The organism is Luteimonas sp. A537 (genome assembly GCF_054052065.1).
Window position 1 is genome coordinate 497,068 of sequence record NZ_JBSVRH010000004.1, and the last position, 19,716, is coordinate 516,783.

Consider the following 19,716-nt stretch of genomic DNA (forward strand, 5'->3'; position numbering starts at 1 on the left):
CCTCGTGAAGGGCTGACTTGCAGCTCGATCAGAAGTCGAACCGCACCTGCACCTGCGCCAGGTCAACGTCGACATCGCCCAGCTCGAAGCGGCTGTACTCGCCGCGCAGCGCGACGGTGTCGTTGAAGTGCCGACGGCGACCAGGGATTGAACTGCCCAGCGCTGCTCAGGACATCGGTTCCGGCGCTGCCCCGATCTTGGGCGGCAGGGGGATGAACTCGTCGTTGTCCAGGTCCGGCAGCTTCATCCGGCCCGCCGCCCAGTCGGCGCGCGCCTGTTCGATGCGCTCCCTGGACGAAGACACGAAGTTCCAGTCGATGTAGCGCGGTCCCACGGGCTCTCCGCCCAGCGCCATGACGACCGCGTCGCTGCGCGCCATGACCGTCGCCGTCTTGCCCGGCGCCAGGACGGCCATGCTCCCGACCTCCAGGCGCTGGCCGGCCACTTCGACATCGCCGCTGGCGACGTAGACCGCCCGCTCGCTGTACTCCGCCGGCAGTGTCGTTCGCGACCCGGCCGGCAACTGCCAGTGCACGTAGAACTGAGGCGAATCGACCTTCACCGGTGACTCGATGCCCGCCAGCCGCCCCGCGATCAGGCGCCCGACGATGCCGTCGCCGTCGAACACCGGCAGCGCCTCGCTCGGGTAATGCCAGAAGCCCGGATCCATCTCCTCGCGCTCGTTCGGCAGCGCCACCCAGGCCTGGATGCCATCCATCGGGCCGCCGTTGGCACGGAGCTCTTCAAAACGCTCGGAGTGGGTGATGCCGCTCCCGGCGGTCATCCAGTTGACCTCGCCCGGCCGGATGGGCTGTTCAGAGCCGATGCTGTCGCGATGCATGATCTCGCCGTCGAACAGATAGGTGATCGTCGACAGGCCGATGTGCGGATGGGGTCGCACATCGGCTTCGCGGGGCAGTCCGCGCTCGATCTGCTTGGGGCCCATGCGGTCGAAGAAGATGTAGGGACCGATCATGCGGCGCTTGGCGAACGGCAGCACGCGGCCGACTTCGAACGCGCCCAGGTCGCGGCAGCGCTGCTGGATGATGAGTTCGATCATGGGAAGTCTCCTGTCAGGGTGGGCGAACAGCAATGGGCGACTATTGCAGCGATGGCATGTGGTGGTGGTTACGCGTCGCCGGGTTGAAGCCGGCAGGTCTCCATGGGCAGACCGTGCAAGCGCCAGGCTTCCAGCCCACCCGCCAGCGGTCGTACGCGGCCAAAGCCGAGCTGCTTGAGCTGGCTGGCCACGCGTGCGGCTGAAGCTTCGTTCGGGCAGTCGCAATAGACCACCACTTCGCCGCTGACGCTGGATACCAGGTCGGCCACCCGGGTCGCGTGGACCGCGCCGGGAATCCATCCGGTCTCGGCACGTTCGGCGTCGGTGCGGACATCCACGACGAGCGGCCTTTCGGGATGCGCCATCAACGCATGCAGCTCGGGTACGGAGATGCGCTCCATGCGCAGCTCGCGCAGGAACAGGTGGCGCTTCCAGACCTTGCGCAGGACGAACACCAGCAATGCCACCAGCACCAGGCCGATCCCGACGCGTCCCAGAGACTCCAGGGTCAGCAGTGCTTCGTTGACCGCGTCGTGGAACACCACGCCCGTCGCGATCGCGACACCGGCCCAAAGCATGGCCCCGGTGCCGTCATAGATCGCAAAGCGGCCCAGCGGCGTGCGCTGGTGGCCGGCCAGCGTGGTGCCGACCGCGGCGAAGCCGGGGATGAACTTGGCCAGTATCAGCGAGGGCGGACCCCACTTCGCGTAGATCGCGCGCGTGCTGGACACGCAGCTGTCGGGAGAGAGCGAGACGCGGCAGATCAGGCGCAGCATGCGGGCGCCGTGTCGGCGCCCGGCGAGGTACCACAACATGTCGGCCAGCAGCGCCGCCGCGGTGGCCGCCAGCAGAATGGGCCACACGGGTTCCAGGCGCTCCGCAGCCTGCGCGCTGGCGACCACGAGCGGCGGCCACGCGGGAATCGGAATCCCGCCCTGGTCGAGCAGGACCACGATGAAGACCAGCCACAGACCATAGGTCGACAACAGTGCGTCCAGTGCCTCCATCATTGGTCCATGCCGCCGTGGTCACTTCCGCGGGCGCGTCACGCGCCGCGCGGAAGCACCGTCAGGACACGCGCGATGAACTCGTGGAACTCCTTGAGATAGCCGCGCAGGAACTCGGCGGTCGATGCGTCGGCGATCTCGCCGGCGTCGTTGAGGAAGCCGTCCTTGAACTGGATGTAGGCCTCCGGCGAGTTCATCTGCGGCGAGTTGAGGAAGCCGAGGATGCTGCGCAGGTGCTGCTGGCCCACCGCGGTGCCGATCGCGCCGGGCGAGGTGCCGATCACGCCCGAGGGGATGTTGGCGAAGGAGTTGGTGCCCCAGGGGCGGCTGGCCCAGTCGATGGCGTTCTTGAGCCCGCCGGGGATCGAGCGGTTGTATTCCGGGGTCACGATCAGGATCGCATCGGAGCCTTCGATGGCTTTCTTGAACTTGCTTCCGACCTCCGGATAGTCGGCGTCGTAGTCGTAGCTGTACAGCGGCAGGTCCTTGAAGGAGATCTCGTGGAACTGGAGCTGCTGCGGCGCAAGCTTGAACAGCGCCTGGGCAAGTTTCCGGTTGATCGAGCCTTCGGCAAGGCTTCCGATCAGATAGCCCACTTTGTATGTCTTCATCATCCTCTCCTGGTTTGCAACGCGACCACGATGGTCGCGTTGCAGCTTACGGCACGGTTACGGTTGGCACTGACAGATGCGTGGTCGAAGTCGAGAGGCGGTCAGGCCGCGGTATCGACCAGCACGAGCTCGGCATCCTCGATGGCCGTCACCCGGATGCTTTCCACCTCGCTGATCGCGGCGCCATCGCGTGCGTCAAGGACCACGCCGTCGACTTCGACCTTGCCCTTGGCCGGCACCAGGTAGCCGAAGCGACCGGGGCCTGCGAAGCGGTACTCGGTGGTTTCACCGGCCTTGAGCGTCGCGCCGAGCACCCGTGCGTCGGTGCGGATCGGCAGTGCGTCGTCGTCGTCTTCGATGCCGCTGGCGAGGGTGATGAAGCGTCCCGAGCGCGCGCCCTTGGGAAAGGGCTTTGCGCCCCAGGAGGGAGGGCGCCCCTGCTGGTTCGGGATGATCCAGATCTGGAAGATCCGTGTGGTACCCGGTTCGTGGTTGTACTCGGAGTGGCGGACACCGCTGCCAGCGCTCATGACCTGGACGTCACCGGCTTCGGTGCGTCCCTTGTTGCCCAGGTTGTCCTCGTGGGTGATCGCGCCTTCGCGGACGTAGGTGATGATTTCCATGTCGGCGTGGGCGTGGGGAGGGAAGCCGGTACCCGCCTGGATGGTGTCGTCGTTCCAGACCCGCAGTGCGCCCCAATGAACGCGCTTCGGGTCGTGGTACTCGGCGAAGGAAAAGTGGTGCTTGGCGTCAAGCCAACCGTGGTTGGCTCCACCGAGGCTGGCGAAGGGGCGACGTTCAATCATGGGATGTACTCCTGTTGGGGGAGGGGATTTGATGATTGAGTCTATGTCGCGAATTGCGTGCCAAATACCGGGCTAGGATCATTTCATTGTTTCTTAAAACGATACGATCCCACTTCGGCGTCGCACGGGATTCGTGGTGATTCATCGCCAATCGGCGGTGGGGCAGGGATCGACCATCCGGGACATGAGGCCCGCGGCTGCCTGTACCTCCAGGCAGCCAGAACCAGATCATGCGCCCGAGGGGCGTACTCAGCTCTCAGCTCTCGCCCATGCCCGCCGCCGGCTCCGGCGCGCCGCCTGTCCGCACCTTGTCCTCGATGCGCGCGCCCACCTCTTGGTCGATGCTCTTCCAATACTCGAACGCGCGTTCCAGCACCGGGCTGCGCACGCCGCCGAGCAGGCTGCCGGCGACCTGTTCCACCAGTGCATCGCGGTCGGCATCGTTGAACACCTCGCGCACCAGGATGCCGGGCTGGGTGAAGTCGTCATCGTCCGAACGCAGCGTGTAGGCGCTGCGCACCATCGTGCCGTCCGCCTCCCAGCCGTCATCCACCTGGCCGGGCGACTCCGCCCACGGCCGGCCGCCGCTGTTGGGCACGTAGACCGGCGCGGCGCCGCTGTGGTGATAGGCCATCTGCCCGTCGAACATGTAGGTGTTGACCGGCACCTTCGGCTGGTTGACCGGGAGCTGGTGGAAGTTGGCGCCGATGCGGTGGCGCTGGGCGTCGTTGTAGGCGAAGGCCCGACCGAGCAGCATCTTGTCCGGCGACAGCCCGATGCCGGGCACGGTGTTGCCGGGCGAGAAGGCGGCCTGTTCGATCTGCGCGAAGAAGTTCTCCGGATTGCGGTCGAGGGTCATCGTGCCCACCTCGATCAGCGGATAGTCGGCGTGCGGCCAGGTCTTGGTCAGGTCGAATGGGTTGAAGCGATAGGTCTTCGCGTCTTCGAAGGGCATGACCTGCACGCTCAGGCGCCAGCGCGGGTGCTCGCCGCGGGCGATGGCGTCGAACAGGTCGCGGCGGTGGAAGTCGGCGTCGCTGCCGGCCATGGCCTGGGCTTCGGCGTTGCTGAAGAACGCCATCCCCTGGCGGGTGTGGAAGTGGTACTTGACCCAGAACTTTTCGCCGGCGGCATTCACCCACATATAGGTATGCGAGCCGTAGCCGTTCATGTGTCGCCAGGTGCGCGGCAGGCCGCGCGGGCCCATCAGATAGGTCACCTGGTGCGCGGACTCGGGATTGTTGGTCCAGAAGTCCCACTGCATGTGGTTGTCGCGCAGGCCGGAATCGGGCAGGCGCTTCTGGCTGCGGATGAAGTGCGGGAACTTCATCGGGTCACGCACAAAGAAGATCGGCGTGTTGTTGCCCACTAGGTCGTAGTTGCCCTCGCTGGTATAGAATTTCAGCGAAAATCCGCGCACGTCGCGCCAGGTGTCGGGGCTGCCCATCTCGCCGGCCACGGTGGAGAACCGCGCGAGCATTTCGGTCTTCGCGCCCGGCTGGAACAGCGCGGCCTTCGTGTAGCGCGACACGTCCTGGGTGGTTTCAAAGCTGCCGAACGCGCCTGCGCCCTTGGCGTGCGGCTGGCGCTCCGGCACCTTCTCGCGGTTGAAGTGCGCCATCTGCTCGAGGAAGTGGACGTCGTGGAGCAGGATCGGGCCGTTCGGCCCGATCGTGAGCGAGTCGCGGTCGCTGGGAGCGGGTGCGCCGGTGCTCATGGTCGAGCGGGGCGTGTCCTTGTCATTTGGGTTGGTCATGAAGGTCTCCTCAAGGTTGCTTGGCACCGCTGCATCCGCAGCTGTTACGGGTTTTCGTTCTGGTAGCCGCCGAAGTGCGCAACAGGCGACCAGGCGGGGCTGACGGGGGGAAGCTCCGGCACCGCGATGTCGTCGAACGGTCCCGCCGCGTAGACCACGTTTCCACCGACGACGGTCAGCAGCGACTGCAGGTTCTTGATGCGCTCTTCCGGAACGGTCAGGTAGTCCTCGGTCAGGATGGCGAAGTCGGCGTACTGGCCGGGGGCGATCCGGCCCTTGACGTCCTCTTCCTGGCTGAACCACGCCGCGTTCGCGGTGAACAGTCGCAGGGCTTCTTCGCGCGACAGCCGGTTTTCGTCAGCGAACAGTTGCGTTCCGCCCATCGTCTTTCCGGTCACCAGCCAATGGATGGCCGGCCACGGGTTGTAGCTGCTCACGCGCGTGCCGTCGGTTCCGCCGCCGACCGGAATTCCAAGATCGAGCATCTTGCGGACCGGTGGGGCGCTCAATGCCGCTTCCTTGCCATAGCGTTCGGCGAAGTATTCGCCCGCGAAGCCCATGCGGTTCTGGATGGCGATGCCGCCGCCCATGTCCTTGATCCGCTGCAGGTCTTCGTCGGTCACGGTTTCCGCGTGGTCGATCGCCCAGCGCGGCACGAACCGGCCCTGTTCTTCCTTCACCCGCTCGAAGACATCCAGGATCCGGCTCACGCTCTCGCCGTAGGTGGCGTGCTGCCGCAACGGCCACTGCTTCTCGACCAGGATGGAAGCGACTTCGTGGAGATCGGTGTCCCAGTCGATGCCGCGCGCCTTGCGCTCATCGAGGTCGGGCTTTGCCGCCATGAAGTTTTCCCAGTCGCCAACGCTGTGCGCCAGGAACTCACCCGCACCCTCCAGCTCGTAGCCATGCTCGAGCGCTTCGTGCTGGTTGTCGTCCAACCCGTAACCGTCGGCCCAACGGCGGAAATCGGCCGCCTCTTGGCCAGCGGTCTGCGCAAAGAGGTAATAGCTCACGCGCAGGGGCAGCTTGCCGTCGGTCGCGATTTTCAGGCTGGTGGCGTAATCGTCGGGAAACAGCTGGCCGCCACCACCTGCATCAACGGCGCTGGTCATGCCCAGCCGGTTGAGCTCGCGATAGAAGTGCAGGGTGGAGTTGACCTGGTCGTCGGCCGAGAGCGCCGGCGGCTTTGCGATCATTGCGTAGAGGATGGCGGGATTCGGCTCGGCGTGCAGGATCGCGCCGCCATCGACAAACTCGTACCTGCCGCCGTCCGGCGCCTTGGTGTCTTGGGTCAGGCCCAGAGCCTCCACGGCTGCACGATTGATCATGCCCTGGCTGTACAGGAATACGACAACGGTCGGCGTATCAGGCGCCGCCGCGTTCAATTCCGCGATCGTCGGCATCCGCTTCTCTTGGAACTGGTACGGCGACCAGCCGCCGATGACCCGGACCCACTGACCTTCTGGCGTCCGCTCTGCCTGCTCGCGCACCATCTGCAGGGCGCGATCCAGCGAACCGACACCATCCCAGCGGAGCTCAAGGTTGTAAAAGCGTCCGCCGCGGACCACGTGGGTGTGCGAGTCGTTCAGGCCGGGAATGACGGTCCTGCCGCCCGCGTCGATGACGCGGGTGCTGTCGCCGCGCCGGGCTGCGATTTCCGCCTCGTCGCCGACCGCCACGATCCGTCCGTCCACCACCGCGAACGCGCGGGCGCTGGGGCGTTCCGCGTCCATGGTGACGACGTTCGCGTTCGTCACGATGAGGTCGGCCTGGCCCGCTTGCTGTTGTGTCCCGGACTGCTGTGCCGTGGCAGGTGGCTGCGCCGGATTCGAGCACGCAGCCGCCATCAGCGTCGCGCCGATCAAGATCAAGTACCGCATGGATGCCTCCTTCAATGGCGGGGGCCGGACGGTCGGTCCGGCCCCGCGTTCACTTCGCTTCCGAGGGAAGCGCGGACGGCGAGTCTTACTTCGCCGCTTCCTGGGCCCGCTGGTAGCTCTCTGCAACGGCACGGTAGTTCGGCACGAGCTCGGAGTAGAGCGCGCCCCACGCGGCGGCATCCTTGCGGTTCCAGGTGCGGTGGGTTTCGCTGAGGATGGTGTTGGTGGTGACCGGTACGACGCCGCCGTTCGCCATGCGCAGCATGGCCGCGTCCGACGCGAGCTTGCTGACGTCGCCCGAGGCATCCATCACCGCCAGCACGTTGTAGCCATCAGCTTCGGCCTGGAGAGCCGGGAAGGCGACGCAGACGCTGGTCCACACGCCGGCCATGACCAGGGTCTTGCGGCCGGTGGCCTCGACGGCCTTCACGAAGTCGGCGTTGTCCCATGCGCTGACCTCGCCGGTGCGGCCGACGTAGATCGCATCGGGCGCGGCCTCAAGCAGCTCTTCCATGATGGGACCGTTCGGACCACCCGGTTCCGATGCCGTGTAGATCACGGGTATCCCCGCCTGTACGGCGATCTTTGCCAGGGCCACCGTGTTCGCACGCAGCTCGGCGAGCGGAATGTCCTTCACCGTCTGGAAAAGACCCGTCTGATGGTCCAGGAGGAGGAGAACGGCATCGTTGGGGTCATAGAGCGCCGCACGTGCCGCCGGCGTCGGCTGGCGTGAAAGCCCTTCAATGGGCGCCTGCGAACTGGCTTGCTGCGCACTCGCCATGGGCGAATAGGCGAGCGGGATGGACATCACCGCGACCATTGCCACCGTGTGGAAGAGATTGCCGAAGAAATTCGAGTGTTTCATGGTTGTCGCCTCTCGTTCGAAATGAATGACGATGACGGGAGCAAGCTCATCGGACGTGTTGCCCGTGCACCAGCGCCCGAAAGTTCATTCGTTGGCAGCACGTGGTCGAAGCGTAGATCTCCGGGGGCCGCGCAGATACCGGATGATCGCCACTTCATTGATTCCGGATTCGATACAATCCGGGCCTGAAGAGGCAGAAATCACGAACCGGGATGGGCGGCCACCGCGTCCATGACGCGGGCCGAGTACACCAGTGCCGCCCCGGCGTTGAGCGCGACCGCAACACCGAGTGCCTCCGCGATTTCCTCGCGGGTCGCGCCATGCTTGAGCGCGGCGTCCACATGCACGGTGATGCAGCCGTCACAGCGCGTGGTGACCGCGACCGCCAGGCCGATCAACTCACGTGTCTTTGCATCGAGGTGTTGGGTCTTGTTGCCGGCGCCCGCGAGGGTGGCATAGCCGCGCACGGTGTCCGGAGAAAGCTTGCCGATCTCGCCGATGCGGCCCTTGAGTTCATCGCGATAGCTGTTCCAATCGAGCATGGTCGTATCTCCAAGGTCATTGCGGCTCAACCGGGCCGCGTATTGAAGGAACATATCCAACAAGAACAACCGCAAAAGCCGGTAAGACCGTCCAGGTTTCGCCGCAATTCCGGTACGTCTCAGGGCGGCGGGGTGTCACCGTCGCCGAGCTCACTGACCAGGAAGTCCACGAACCGCCGCAGCCGTAGCGGCATGTTGCGAGACTGCGCGAACAGGGCATGCACAGCGATCGGCGGGGCGCTCCAATCCTCGAGCACGCGCACCAGTCGTCCGGTGTCCAGATCGTCCTGGGCAATGAAGTCCGGAACAAGCGTGATGCCCAGCCCGGCAACGGCCATGACCGCAAGGAAGTCACCGTTGTCGGCAATGACCGGCCCGCGTGTACGCACCCGCTGCACCTCTTTCCCGCGGGTCAGCTGGATGGTGATGCCGCCCTGCAGGCAGCCGTAATTGAGGAAGGCATGCGATGCCAAGCCATCGGGAGAGTCCGGCACTCCATGGCGCGCGAGATAGTCGGGCGATGCCACCAGGCTGCGGGCAGCCGGCATGATCTTCCGCGCAGCAAATGATGAGTCGGCCAGGTCGGCGATGCGGATGGTGACGTCGAAGCCTCCCCGCACCGGATCGATCAGGTGGTCGGTCAGCGACAGCTGAAGCTCGATGTCCGGATACTTCTCGAGAAATCGCGGAACCAGCCCGCTGACGACTCGCATCCCGAAGGAGACCGGCACGTTGCACCTGACAATGCCGCGGATGCCGGAGGTTCCCCTGGCCCGCTCCTCCGCCTCATCGATGGCGGCGAGCACATCCTGGGCATCTTCGTAATAGGCGGCGCCGGCTTCGGTCAGGTGCAGGCTGCGCGTGGTCCTCATCAGGAGCTGGACGCCGAGCGCCTCCTCCAGCGACTGGACCTGCTTGCTGACCTTGGACCGCGGAACGTCCAGCGTTCGCGCCGCTGCGGCGAAGCTTTCAGCCCGTACCGCCTCGACAAAGGCCCGCATGCATTCGATCCGGTCCATCTGGAGCTCCATTCACGGCTGGGCATTGTTCCCACACTCTTACGTATCCCGCAAGGAACCGAATCTTTGTATCTAGTTTGGAAACATTGAGATTCCAAAGACGCGACTATTCGCGGCGGTCTCCAAGGTCTAGCGTCGGACGTTTCGCACTCCGGAGATGATGATGAGCAAGGTTCTGGTCCTCTATTACTCGGCCTATGGCCATATCGAGCAGATGGCGCAGGCCGTGGCCGAAGGCGCGCGCGAGGCCGGCGCGACCGTGGACATCCGCCGCGTGCCCGAACTGGTACCCGAAGAGGTCGCGCGCGCATCGCACTACAAGATGGACCAGGGAGCACCGCTCGCGAAGGTGGACGAACTTCCCGACTACGACGCGATCATCATTGGCACGGGAACGCGCTACGGCCGCATGACCTCGCAGATGGCGAATTTCCTCGACCAGACCGGCGGCCTCTGGGCACGTGGTGCGCTGCACGGCAAGGTCGGCTCGGCGTTCACCTCCACCGCCACGCAGCATGGCGGCCAGGAAACCACGCTCATGGCCATCCATACCAATCTGATGCACTTCGGCATGGTGTGCGTCGGGCTGCCTTACAGCTTCCAGGGCCAGATGCGGCTCGACGAGGTGACTGGCGGCGCACCCTACGGTGCCTCCACCATCGCCGGCGGCGACGGCTCGCGCCAGCCGAGCGAGAACGAGCTGGAGGGTGCCCGGTTCCAGGGCCGCCTCGTGGCCGAGGTCGCCACCAAGCTCGCGGGCTGATCCAGGCTGCCGGAAGCACGATGCAGGACCCTTGTGGTCCTGCATTGGCGAAGGGCAGGGCGCATCCGGAGCCCCCGCGAACGCCTTCACGAAGGCACTGGAGCCGCTACCATGGCCCGGCACCGCGGCGGCTCCGGAGGAAGGTTGAGCAGGGCAATTCGATTCTGGAAGGCCTGGATGCCCGCCCTGGCCGCGTGCCTTCTGGCCGCGGGCTGCCAGTCCCTGGGACTCGACCGCGACGCCCGCCTGCAGGTCTCCACCACGATCGATGGCCTGCGCCTGCCGGCGCGCCCCTGGGCCACCACGCGCGAAGTCATCTCGATGCTGGGGCTGGAAGAGGCGTGCCGCAGCCCGGGCCCGGCCTGCGCGGACGCGATCCTCGATTCGCCCGACCCCATGCGCCCGGGAATCCGCCTGATCGCGGCCGCGGATGTGCTGTTCCTGCATGGCCGCGGTGCGACCGCTGACGCGCGCACGCAGGCGCTCACCCGCTGCGGCGTCCTGACCCATCGCTATCTTTTCGGGCCCAACCTGCCCGGGCGCTTCGGTCCGCTGGATGCGCGCTCGCAGATGGCGCTGCGCCTGCACAACGCCTGCACTTCGGGCCTGGTGCAGGACATTGCCGACCGACCCCAGTCGATCCGATGGCGGGTGGACGAGCGACGCTTCCCCCGGTCGGCCGTGGAGCGGCTCGAGCTGGCCGCGGCGCTGAGGCCGAAAGGGCTTCGCACCCGCCAGATCAAGGACGGCATCGGTGCGCCTGCCGTGGCGTTCGGGCGCACGGAAGAAGCGGTGGGTGCGTTCCCGGCACAACCCTTCGCGCTGCCGGTCACGGTGCAGTTGATCGTCGATGCGGAGGGCAACGCCAGCCTGCTCGCCACCGACGCCTCGCGCGAAGAGTCGGTCGCGACCGTCTTCGGCGACATCCCGCTTGCACGCGACCTGAGTGCGGCCTATGCCAGCGCCGCGATCGCGTTCGAAGAAGAACTGGACATGTGGCGCCTGCTCCGCGGTGCGCCGGACGATGATGGCGAGCCCCAGATCAGGCTGCTGGCGCCGATCGATTACCACAAGGACGTCGTCGTGCTGGTGCACGGCTTCGCGAGCAGCCCGATGACCTGGGCCAACATGGTCAACGAGCTGCTTGGCGATCCGAGGGTTTCCGACCGCTACCAGTTCTGGCTCGCACGCTATCCCACCGGGCTGCCCTTCCTCGTCAACCGCCAGGGCCTGGCTGGCACCATCACGGACTTTCGCGAACGCGGGCGCCTGTCGCCCTATCATCCGCAGCCGCCGATGGTGATCGTGGGCCACTCGATGGGCGGCGTGCTGACGCGGCTGCTCGCCACCGATTCGGGGACGGCGCTGTGGGACGCGGCATTCACCGTGCCGCCGGATGCCTTGCAGGCCGATGCCGCCGACATCCAGGCGGCCCGCGAACTCTTCATGTTCGAACCCTTGGAGGGCGTGGACGACATCGTGCTGATCGCCGCACCGCACCGCGGCAGCCTGATGGCGGAAGGGATGATGGCGCGCCTGGTCCGCAGGTTCATCGGTGGTCCGCGGGACGTGCTCGACTACCTGGTCCGGATGACCCTCGGGCATCCCGACCAGGTCCAGCCCGAGCTGCGCGACAACTACCTGGCCGGCGGGCCGGACAGCCTGGCGACGCTGTCGCCAGCACAGCCGGTGAGTCGTGCGGCGAGTGAACTGCCGACGGCGCCGGGCGTAGGCGTGCACTCCATCATCGGCATACTCGATCCGGAGGATGCGGCGCGCGGCGATGGCGTCGTCTCGCTGGAGAGCGCCTCATGGCCCGATGGTGCCGAGTACCGCGTCCGTGGCGGCCATGACCTGCAGACCCTCCCGGAAACCATCACCGTGCTCAAGCGGATCCTGCTTGCCAGGCTGCCAGCCTCACGGCTAACCCCGCAGCCAGCCCCGGCGGAGTGAGTGACGGGGACCTCCCCATGCCGCCAATGCGCCGGGTGGGGGAGGGGGCTATGCCGGTTCGGCGTCGGTGGCGCTGGCCATGTCGTTTGCGTGTTGGCCCGGCTTCTCGGCGGCGCCATCCGGCATCGTCTCGCCGAGTTCGGTTTCCACCGCAGCGCCCCGCTCCAGGGTCCGGTGCACGGGGCACTTGTCGGCAATTTCCGCGAGCCGCTGCCTCTGATGGTCCGACAGCTCGCCCGCCAGCAGCAGGCGCCGCGTGAACACGTCCGCGGGCTCGTTCCCTTGCCGGCGGCTATGGCCGACCGTCACCGTCACCCGGTCCAGTGGAAGCTGCTTGTGCTGTGCATACATGCGCAGCGTCATGGCCGTGCACGCGCCGAGGCCGGCGGCAAGCAGATCGTAGGGCGTCGGGCCGGACCCGAGCCCGCCCACCTCGGGCGGCTCGTCGGCGAGGAAATGGACGCCGCCGGCACTGACCTCCACCTGGAAGGCCCCTTCACCGGTTTCCGCGACGGTCACCACGCCGGACTGCGCGTCGCTCCGCGCCGGCATCGCGCTCTTCAGCGAGCGTGATGACCATGCAGCAATCATCGTAGCGACGAAGTCCGCGTCCTTGCGATCGGTCAGCAGATGATCCGCGCCGTCGAGCGAAATGAAGCTCTTGGGATGGAGTGCCGCCTTGTAGATCGCGGTCGCGTTGTCGATGCCGACGATTGAATCCTGTGGCGAATGCAGGATCAGCAGGGGCTTCCTGAGCGCGCGGATCCGATCTCCCTGATCGTGGGATGCAAGATCGTCGACGAAGGACTGGCGGAGCTTGAACGGTCGACCGCCGATCCGGACTTCCGCCTCGCCTTTCTCACGGAGTTCATCGAGGCCTCCGGCGAAGAGATGCGTGACATGTTCGACATCGAAAGGCGCGCCGATCGTCGCCACTGCCTGGATCCCGGGTATCTGGCCGGCCGCCGCCAGGACCGCGGCGCCGCCGAGGCTGTGGCCGATCAACAGCGCAGGCGGCCGCCCGGCCTCACGCATCGCATCGGCGGCGGCGATCAGGTCGGCAATGCTGCCGCTGAAGCTGCTGTCGGCGAACTCGCCGCCGCTCTGGCCCAGGCCGGTGAAGTCGAAGCGGAGCACTCCGTAGCCCAGCGCCGTCAGCGCCTTGCCCAGCCGGACGGCCGCGAGCGAGCTTTTTGTACAGGTGAAGCAATGCGCGAACAGCGCGTAAGACGATACGGGGCCATCGGGCAGATCCAGTGCACCCGAAAGCGGTTGACCATCCGCGCCGGTGAAATCAAATGCTTGAGTCGGCATGGGCTCTGCGCCTTTCCTGTTTCGGTAGACGGTACATCATGTGGCGCGGGCGGCAGCGCCTGACTTCGTCTGCATGCAGTTGGTGTGATAGTCGGGGCAACCATTCGCGGTAGTTCCCTGTGCACTGGCAGCAACACGTGGTTCGCACGCGTCTTTGGTCGCGAAACGGGTATTAGGCTAAGGAGTGATTAGGGCGCGTTATCGGGGTAGGGAGCCCCTACTGGCCGAAAGCGGAACAACACCTACTGACGCGAGCCTCCCATGCAGCGGGATCACAAACCCGGACGCATGCCGAAGGGAACCGTCAGTTTTCGAAGTGCGCGCCTGCTCATGAGATCGGTTCTCGGATCACGGGGCGACGCGGCGCGACATGCCGCTCGCTCTGCCCGACCGCGAGACCTACTACGGTGGGGGTGCCACGGGCTATACGGATTACCCGGCCACCAGCTGATCGAGCGCTGTCGTATCGACGCTTGTAGCCGGTACAGCTGCTTCTCGCCGATAGCTGACACTCCAAGGCAAGGGGTCAGGGATGGTTGGCTGGGGCAGGGGACTTCTAGTCACGACTCGGAAGTACAGGTACCGCGCAGGGCGAGGGAAGTAACCGGGTCGGTCCAAGGCTACGAGATACAGGGCTGGTAGCATCCACACGAGGACAAGGTCGTAGGGGACGATCATGATTCGATGGATGGGGGTGTTGCTGGCGGTCGTGGTGTTTCCGACCTCTGGCCAGACGGTGCAGAAGTGCGAGGGCCGCGACGGCTCAATCACGCTGACCAGCGGTGCATGTCCTCAGGGGCAGCGTGAGTCGGCAAGCTACGACGCTGCGCCCGAACGCGTCACGCCGGCGCAGCTGAGTCGGCAAGCGGAGTTGGAACGCTGGAAAGCGGCGCAGGATCAGCGGCATGCCGCCCAGTCTGCGAACGTTTACAGCGCACCGCGTTCGACTGATCAGTCCCGACATCAGCGATGCGAAGCGGCCAAGCGCTGGCGTGATAGCCAGATCGAGTCCGTAGGTCTCAAGCGCACGCACGCGATGCTCAGGAGTTGGGATGATTACGTCTATCAGCAATGCAAGTAGCAGATCCTGACCAGGGGATTGACTACATCCGGCATCCTGCGGGGCGAGAATAGAACGGTCAACATGGCCTCTGCATCTGGATGAAGCCGCTGTCGATCTGCCGGAAGCGCTGCCCGTCGATGCAGCGTTCGCCAGGGCCTAACGCCTTGTCCGCTTCGCCCGCGCTTCTCCGCGTTCGTTCCGCGCGGTCACGTTGTGCGGCCGCCTTCTGCCATCCGAGCGGGTCGGGGTCGGCTACGGCGCGTTGGAACGCGGTGATCGCTGCCTCTTGTGCGCGGGCCTGCTGCCATCGCTCGACGCCGGCAAATGTGATCAGGGCCAGCAGCACGCCGGCTGCAATGGTCCACACCGGGCTATTCGCCCACTCGTTGCGCTTCTTGGTCATGATGTCCCCCAGGGCGCGACCATAGCGCCTCCGGCTGTCAGCCGGCGTGGATCTCGGAGTCGCCGCTAAGGTGCTGACGGCAAACGCCTTTCCTCGTGGATCTGCCGATCGCGACGCTGGTTCACTACTACGTGAGACTCCGATCGCAGGCCGATTGCACAACTGCAAAGTGCCAGCCGGCCCACGGCCCATGCAGCGGCGTGGAGTTGTAGACGACTCGGTTTAGCTGGCCGCGGGCGCAGTCGTTGGGCAGGTGCCTTCACGCCAGCACGGCGGGCGATTCATGCCGGCACCATGCCTTCATCCAGATCAGTGTTGCGCGAAGCATCTACCGCAACTTCGCATAATGCACATTATGTAAAATTGACCTCGTCGGGAAGGCGGTGTCCAATCCCAAATGCGTCAGGAACTCGCCGGCGCGTCCCCACCCAGGTCGTCCAAGATCGGACAATCCGGCCGCTGGTTGCCATGGCATCGCCGCGCGAGCTCTTCAAGCGTCCGCTGCATGGCCTGCATCTCCGCAACGCGCTTGCCCAGGTCCCGGGCATGGTCCAGCGCCAGCGACTTGACCTCGGCGCTGGCACGAGAGCGGTCCGACCAGAGCGCCAGCAGGATTTCGATCTGCTTCATCGAAAAGCCCAGTGCGCGCGCTCGTTTGACGAAACGCAGCCGGTGCACGTCTTGGCCGCTGTAGAGGCGGTAGCCGGCCGCGGTCCGGGCTGCCTCGGGGATCAGTCCGATGCTCTCGTAGTGGCGGATCATCTTGGCGGTGACCCCGGACAGGCCGGCGGCCTCGCCGATGTTGTGGAAGCCCTGTTCGCGCGCTTCGCCAAGCTCCGGTGGCGGTGCTTTATGCGACATGGCCCGCCTCCTGGCTGGTGTGGGAAGGCGCCGGGCGCCAACGCTTGAGCAGCAACGTATTGCCCACCACGCTCACCGACGAGAACGCCATGGCGGCGCCGGCGAAGATCGGGTCGAGCAAGCCCATCGCGGCCAGCGGGATGCCGATCACGTTGTAGGCGAAGGCCCAGAACAGGTTCTGGTGGATCTTGGCGGTGGTGCGCCGGGAGACGTCGATGGCGTCGGCCACCAGGGTGATTTCGGAGCGCATCAGCGTGATCGCAGCGGCGTGCATCGCCACGTCGGTGCCCGAGCCCATGGCGATGCCGACGTCGCTCGCCGCCAGCGCCGGGGCGTCATTGATGCCGTCGCCGACCATGGCGACCACGCCCTGTGCCTTGAGGGCGCGGACCACCTCCACCTTCTGCTCCGGGCGGACGTTGGCATGCACTTCGTCGATGCCAAGGCTGCCGGCAATGCTGCGCGCCGCGCCTTGGTTGTCGCCCGAAATCATCACGGTGCGGACGCCAAGATCGTGCAGGCGCGCGACGGCCGCGCGAGCGCCGGCGCGCGGCTCGTCGCGGAAGGCCAGCAGGCCTCGCACCCGGACCGCATCGCCCTCCCCGACCGCGAGCCAGGACAGAGTGTGGCCGCTGCGCTCCAGCTCATTCGCGCGCGCGCCGAGGTCGCCGACATCGGCCTTGATCTCCTGCATCAACGCCAGGTTGCCAAGCCACGTTTCGCGGCCGTCGACGCGTCCCTTCAGGCCACGTCCCGGCAGGGCCTGGGTATCGGAGGCCGCGGCCGCCGGCGTCGCTTCGCGCAGCACGGCCCGGGCCAGCGGATGCTCGCTGCCGCTCTGCAGCGCGGCAGCCAGTGCAATCAAGGCGTCGCGGTTGCCGATGGCGGGAATCGCTTCGACCAGCCGCGGCTCGCCCGCGGTCAGGGTGCCGGTCTTGTCGAAGGCGACAACCCGGACCTTGTGCGCGAGTTCGAGCGCTTCGGCGTCCTTGATCAGGATGCCGGAGCGTGCCGCGACGCCAGTGCCGGCCATTATTGCGGTGGGCGTCGCCAGGCCGAGCGCGCAGGGACAGGCGATCACCAGCACCGCCACGGCGTTGAGGATCGCGGCGTTCCAGTCCTGGGTCGCAAGGCCCCAGGCCAGCAGGGTCACCAGCGCGATGGCCACCACGACCGGCACGAAGATCGCGCTGACGCGATCGACCGCCTTCTGGATCGGGGCCTTCTTCGCCTGTGCGTCCTCGACCAGGCGGATGATGCGTGCCAGCGCGGTCTCGCTGCCGATGGCCAGGGTCTCGACCACCACGACGCCTTCGCCGTTGACGGCGCCACCGGTGACCCGGTCGCCGGCGTCCTTGGCGACGGGAAGCGACTCGCCGGTGATCAGGGATTCGTCGGCGTGGGTGCGGCCTTCGCGCACTTCGCCATCGACGGGAAAGCGCTCGCCCGGGCGCACGACCACCAGGTCCCCTACCCTCACCCGCTCGACCGCGAGGTCCACGTCGCCCGCGGCGGTGCGCACGCGCGCGGTCGATGGCTTCAGCGCCTGCAGCGCGCGGATGGCTTCGGTGGTCTGGCGCTTGGCGCGCGCTTCGAGGAACTTGCCGAGCAGGATCAGGGTGATGATCGCGGCGGAAGCTTCGAAATAGAGCTCGGCGGAGCCCTGCAGCAGGTTGTGCACGCTCAGGCCATAGCCGGCCGAAGTGCCCAGCGCCACCAGCAGGTCCATGTTGCCGGTGCGGGCGCGCAGGGCGTGCCAGCCGGCGCGGTAGAAGCGCGCGCCCAGCCAGAACTGCACGGGCGTGGCCAGCGCGAACTGCAGCCAGCCGGGCAGCATCCAGTGCTGGCCGAAGAGCATCCCGGCCATCGGCAGCACCAGTGGCGCAGTCAGGATGGCGGCGATGAGCAGATGGCGGGCTTCCTTCGAAAGCGGCCGGCGGCCCGTGGTGGAGACGGGCTGATCCTCTACAGCAGGCGTTGCCTGTGGAGGCTGCGCGATGTAGCCCGCGGCCTCCACGGCGGCCACGAGCTTCGCCACGTCGACTGCACCGGCGGTGCGCACCCGCGCGCGCTCGGTGGCGAGGTTGACCGATGCGTCGAGCACGCCCGGAACCTGCACCAGCGCCCGCTCGACCCGGCCCACGCAGGACGCACAGGTCATGCCTTCGATGGCCAACTCGGTTTCATCCACGCCAACGCGATAGCCCGCGGCCTCGATCGCACGGGCGATGTCCGCGGCGGACGGCAGCGCGGCGCCCCGGACTTCGGCGGTCTCGGTGGCAAGGTTGACGGTGGCGTCATCGACGCCGGGCAGTTGCTTCAACGCGCGCTCGACCCGGCCCGCGCACGAGGCGCAGGTCATGCCCTCGATGGGCAGTCGCAGATCCAGGGCGGCAATGGTGGTGGTCACGGGTACGTTCTCCTGCAGGATGCGCACAGCCTAATCCTTCCCATGACGGGAAGGTCAAGGCCTGCCCTGCTGCAGAAGATCGCGACGCCCACTGAATTCGAAAGCGGGTCAGCCGCCGGCCCGGGCACACGCTGCCCAGACCTCGTCGTCGAGCTTGCGCAGAAGGTCGAACGTACGCTTCAAGCCCACGCGGCGGAGCGTCTGCTCACGGCGGTCGCGCGCAGCCTGGCAACGGCCGGATGAAGGCTTGCCGCGCGCCCGCGCCCGGGCGGGACGCGTGCTCCCGGCAACACCACGAGCAGTCGCGCCGGATCGCGATGAAGCTCCCTCCTGCCCTCGCCGGGATTCAGCTTTCCCGGCAGCTGCAGCCGTGGCGGGCTCCGGCACGGCGTCATACATGCCCGCAAGCCGCTCCCCGTCTGCACATTCGCCGCTGGTCAGCGTGACGTGACCAGTGGTGTCGATGCATTTCTGCACGGTCTGCGCATGCGCCTGCGCGGACCAGCCCGCGGCCGCCAGTGTTGCCATGGCCAGCAGTACCGCCAGCGATATTCCATCCATGGATCGATGACTCCCCATGCGGCCTCCTGCCGGTCGGGTCCCGCCGCTTCCGGCGCGCCACGTGGACGCGCCTGGCCTTGGCTAGTGCAGTTCGGCCTGCGCCACCGACACCGCCAGCCCTTCGCGGAAACGGACCCGCAGCAGGTCGCCCACCTTGATCCGGCCCACGGTTTCGCGATGCTCCGGCTTCTCGGCGTGCAGCGTGCGGACGTTGCCGGTCGGGCCCTGCACGGTGAACGCGCCCGATGCGGCGTCGACCTCAACCACCGCCGCGAGCACGGTCACTTCCTGTTCGCCCACCTGTCCGCCATTCGACGGATGCCGGCCTTCGCTGATGTATGCGCCCGGCTCGGCGCTGCCGCCGGGCTGGATGTCGAACAGCACCGACCGGTGGTAGCGCACGTCGACCACGTCGCCGACGCGCAGGTCGTCGAGTCCCGTAACGCGCGGATCGACCGGCAGCACGCGCGTTCCAGTGCCCGTGTCCAGGGTCACCAGGCGCTTTTCGATGTCGATGGCAGTGACGCTGCCGCGCACGGCGACCTCGGCCTGGACCATGGTCTCGACGTCGGGTCGGGCAGCCTGCCCCGCATCCCCCGGCGGCTCGCTGGCGATCGCAGCGGACGCCAGCGCGAGCGCCGCTGCGAAGGGAATCAGATGGGCAAGGCGCTTCGTGTTCATGGTTGGCTCCAGGGTGCGGATACATGGGTCAGCTGCGCATCCTAGCCGCTGCCAGCGCCGGAGTGCTTGAGCGCGGTCAAGCGCACCGGGTCGGACTCCACCGCGATCGCAGGCCACGCAAACCCTTGATCCGAGTCAAGGCGCGCGCTCCGCGGCTGCTG

At 66.7% G+C, this 19,716-nt stretch carries 17 protein-coding genes; 3 read left to right on the forward strand and 14 right to left on the reverse strand.

The genetic code is table 11. The annotated features are described in order from the left end of the window. Positions 1-166: 166 nt before the first annotated feature. From ACW7GZ_RS12990 to ACW7GZ_RS13030, 9 genes are all read right to left on the reverse strand, one after another. Complete coding sequence (locus tag ACW7GZ_RS12990) at positions 167-1,060, reverse strand: pirin family protein (protein ID WP_457002673.1); 894 nt, start codon at positions 1,058-1,060, stop codon at positions 167-169. 68 nt (positions 1,061-1,128) lie between these two features. Next, positions 1,129-2,067, reverse strand: a complete 939-nt coding sequence (locus ACW7GZ_RS12995) for a rhodanese-like domain-containing protein (RefSeq protein ID WP_457002675.1) — start codon at positions 2,065-2,067, stop codon at positions 1,129-1,131. 38 nt (positions 2,068-2,105) lie between these two features. After that, entirely contained in the window at positions 2,106-2,678 is a 573-nt protein-coding gene (locus tag ACW7GZ_RS13000) for an NADPH-dependent FMN reductase (protein WP_457002676.1), read from the reverse strand. Positions 2,679-2,779: 101 nt separating this feature from the next. Continuing rightward, positions 2,780-3,484, reverse strand: coding sequence for a pirin family protein (locus ACW7GZ_RS13005; protein WP_457002678.1), 705 nt, complete (start codon positions 3,482-3,484; stop codon positions 2,780-2,782). A 256-nt stretch (positions 3,485-3,740) separates the two neighbouring features. Next, a complete protein-coding gene (locus tag ACW7GZ_RS13010) occupies positions 3,741-5,240 on the reverse strand; it encodes a catalase (RefSeq protein ID WP_457009592.1) in 1,500 nt (499 codons plus the stop codon). A 44-nt stretch (positions 5,241-5,284) separates the two neighbouring features. Then, positions 5,285-7,120, reverse strand: coding sequence for an amidohydrolase (locus ACW7GZ_RS13015; protein WP_457002681.1), 1,836 nt, complete (start codon positions 7,118-7,120; stop codon positions 5,285-5,287). 85 nt (positions 7,121-7,205) lie between these two features. Then, positions 7,206-7,985: an isochorismatase family protein gene (locus ACW7GZ_RS13020; RefSeq protein ID WP_457002683.1), complete on the reverse strand. Its 780-nt coding sequence runs from the start codon at positions 7,983-7,985 to the stop codon at positions 7,206-7,208. A 200-nt stretch (positions 7,986-8,185) separates the two neighbouring features. Further along, positions 8,186-8,527, reverse strand: coding sequence for a carboxymuconolactone decarboxylase family protein (locus ACW7GZ_RS13025; protein WP_457002907.1), 342 nt, complete (start codon positions 8,525-8,527; stop codon positions 8,186-8,188). A 119-nt stretch (positions 8,528-8,646) separates the two neighbouring features. Continuing rightward, positions 8,647-9,546: a LysR substrate-binding domain-containing protein gene (locus ACW7GZ_RS13030; RefSeq protein ID WP_457002685.1), complete on the reverse strand. Its 900-nt coding sequence runs from the start codon at positions 9,544-9,546 to the stop codon at positions 8,647-8,649. A gap of 163 nt (positions 9,547-9,709) precedes the next feature. Here ACW7GZ_RS13030 and wrbA point away from each other — a divergent pair, with 163 nt between their 5' ends. Continuing rightward, positions 9,710-10,309 (forward strand): NAD(P)H:quinone oxidoreductase, encoded by a 600-nt coding sequence (wrbA, locus tag ACW7GZ_RS13035; RefSeq protein WP_457002687.1) that lies wholly within the window; start codon positions 9,710-9,712, stop codon positions 10,307-10,309. A gap of 177 nt (positions 10,310-10,486) precedes the next feature. Beyond that, positions 10,487-12,262, forward strand: a complete 1,776-nt coding sequence (locus ACW7GZ_RS13040) for an esterase/lipase family protein (protein WP_457002689.1) — start codon at positions 10,487-10,489, stop codon at positions 12,260-12,262. A 48-nt stretch (positions 12,263-12,310) separates the two neighbouring features. Here the strand turns inward: ACW7GZ_RS13040 and ACW7GZ_RS13045 are convergent, their stop codons facing one another. After that, a complete protein-coding gene (locus ACW7GZ_RS13045; RefSeq protein ID WP_457002691.1) occupies positions 12,311-13,576 on the reverse strand; it encodes a bifunctional alpha/beta hydrolase/OsmC family protein in 1,266 nt (421 codons plus the stop codon). A 676-nt stretch (positions 13,577-14,252) separates the two neighbouring features. Between ACW7GZ_RS13045 and ACW7GZ_RS13050 the strand changes: the two genes are divergently transcribed. Then, on the forward strand, positions 14,253-14,657 hold the full coding sequence (locus tag ACW7GZ_RS13050; protein WP_457002693.1) for a hypothetical protein: 405 nt from the start codon (positions 14,253-14,255) through the stop codon (positions 14,655-14,657). A gap of 58 nt (positions 14,658-14,715) precedes the next feature. Here the strand turns inward: ACW7GZ_RS13050 and ACW7GZ_RS13055 are convergent, their stop codons facing one another. From ACW7GZ_RS13055 to ACW7GZ_RS13070, 4 genes are all read right to left on the reverse strand, one after another. After that, on the reverse strand, positions 14,716-15,042 hold the full coding sequence (locus ACW7GZ_RS13055; protein WP_457002695.1) for a hypothetical protein: 327 nt from the start codon (positions 15,040-15,042) through the stop codon (positions 14,716-14,718). 402 nt (positions 15,043-15,444) lie between these two features. Then, on the reverse strand, positions 15,445-15,903 hold the full coding sequence (cueR, locus tag ACW7GZ_RS13060; protein WP_457002697.1) for a Cu(I)-responsive transcriptional regulator: 459 nt from the start codon (positions 15,901-15,903) through the stop codon (positions 15,445-15,447). Continuing rightward, on the reverse strand, positions 15,893-18,265 hold the full coding sequence (locus ACW7GZ_RS13065; RefSeq protein ID WP_457009636.1) for a heavy metal translocating P-type ATPase: 2,373 nt from the start codon (positions 18,263-18,265) through the stop codon (positions 15,893-15,895). The genes cueR and ACW7GZ_RS13065 overlap by 11 nt, the downstream gene beginning before the upstream one ends. Before the next feature lie 690 nt (positions 18,266-18,955). Then, positions 18,956-19,555 (reverse strand): hypothetical protein, encoded by a 600-nt coding sequence (locus ACW7GZ_RS13070; RefSeq protein WP_457002700.1) that lies wholly within the window; start codon positions 19,553-19,555, stop codon positions 18,956-18,958. Between the last annotated feature and the right edge of the window lie 161 nt (positions 19,556-19,716).

What these genes read in the sequence shown, in the direction of transcription:
- ACW7GZ_RS13055 (WP_457002695.1), bottom strand. Translation starts at nt 15,042, where the DNA reads ATGACCAAGAAGCGCAACGAGTGGGCGAATAGCCCGGTGTGGACCATT.
- ACW7GZ_RS13025 (WP_457002907.1), bottom strand. Translation starts at nt 8,527, where the DNA reads ATGCTCGATTGGAACAGCTATCGCGATGAACTCAAGGGCCGCATCGGC.
- ACW7GZ_RS13010 (WP_457009592.1), bottom strand. Translation starts at nt 5,240, where the DNA reads ATGACCAACCCAAATGACAAGGACACGCCCCGCTCGACCATGAGCACC.
- ACW7GZ_RS13070 (WP_457002700.1), bottom strand. Translation starts at nt 19,555, where the DNA reads ATGAACACGAAGCGCCTTGCCCATCTGATTCCCTTCGCAGCGGCGCTC.
- ACW7GZ_RS12995 (WP_457002675.1), bottom strand. Translation starts at nt 2,067, where the DNA reads ATGGAGGCACTGGACGCACTGTTGTCGACCTATGGTCTGTGGCTGGTC.
- ACW7GZ_RS13015 (WP_457002681.1), bottom strand. Translation starts at nt 7,120, where the DNA reads ATGCGGTACTTGATCTTGATCGGCGCGACGCTGATGGCGGCTGCGTGC.
- ACW7GZ_RS13005 (WP_457002678.1), bottom strand. Translation starts at nt 3,484, where the DNA reads ATGATTGAACGTCGCCCCTTCGCCAGCCTCGGTGGAGCCAACCACGGT.
- cueR (WP_457002697.1), bottom strand. Translation starts at nt 15,903, where the DNA reads ATGTCGCATAAAGCACCGCCACCGGAGCTTGGCGAAGCGCGCGAACAG.
- ACW7GZ_RS13065 (WP_457009636.1), bottom strand. Translation starts at nt 18,265, where the DNA reads ATGACCTGCGCCTCGTGCGCGGGCCGGGTCGAGCGCGCGTTGAAGCAA.
- ACW7GZ_RS13045 (WP_457002691.1), bottom strand. Translation starts at nt 13,576, where the DNA reads ATGCCGACTCAAGCATTTGATTTCACCGGCGCGGATGGTCAACCGCTT.
- ACW7GZ_RS13050 (WP_457002693.1), top strand. Translation starts at nt 14,253, where the DNA reads ATGATTCGATGGATGGGGGTGTTGCTGGCGGTCGTGGTGTTTCCGACC.
- ACW7GZ_RS12990 (WP_457002673.1), bottom strand. Translation starts at nt 1,060, where the DNA reads ATGATCGAACTCATCATCCAGCAGCGCTGCCGCGACCTGGGCGCGTTC.
- ACW7GZ_RS13040 (WP_457002689.1), top strand. Translation starts at nt 10,487, where the DNA reads ATGCCCGCCCTGGCCGCGTGCCTTCTGGCCGCGGGCTGCCAGTCCCTG.
- ACW7GZ_RS13030 (WP_457002685.1), bottom strand. Translation starts at nt 9,546, where the DNA reads ATGGACCGGATCGAATGCATGCGGGCCTTTGTCGAGGCGGTACGGGCT.
- ACW7GZ_RS13020 (WP_457002683.1), bottom strand. Translation starts at nt 7,985, where the DNA reads ATGAAACACTCGAATTTCTTCGGCAATCTCTTCCACACGGTGGCAATG.
- wrbA (WP_457002687.1), top strand. Translation starts at nt 9,710, where the DNA reads ATGAGCAAGGTTCTGGTCCTCTATTACTCGGCCTATGGCCATATCGAG.
- ACW7GZ_RS13000 (WP_457002676.1), bottom strand. Translation starts at nt 2,678, where the DNA reads ATGAAGACATACAAAGTGGGCTATCTGATCGGAAGCCTTGCCGAAGGC.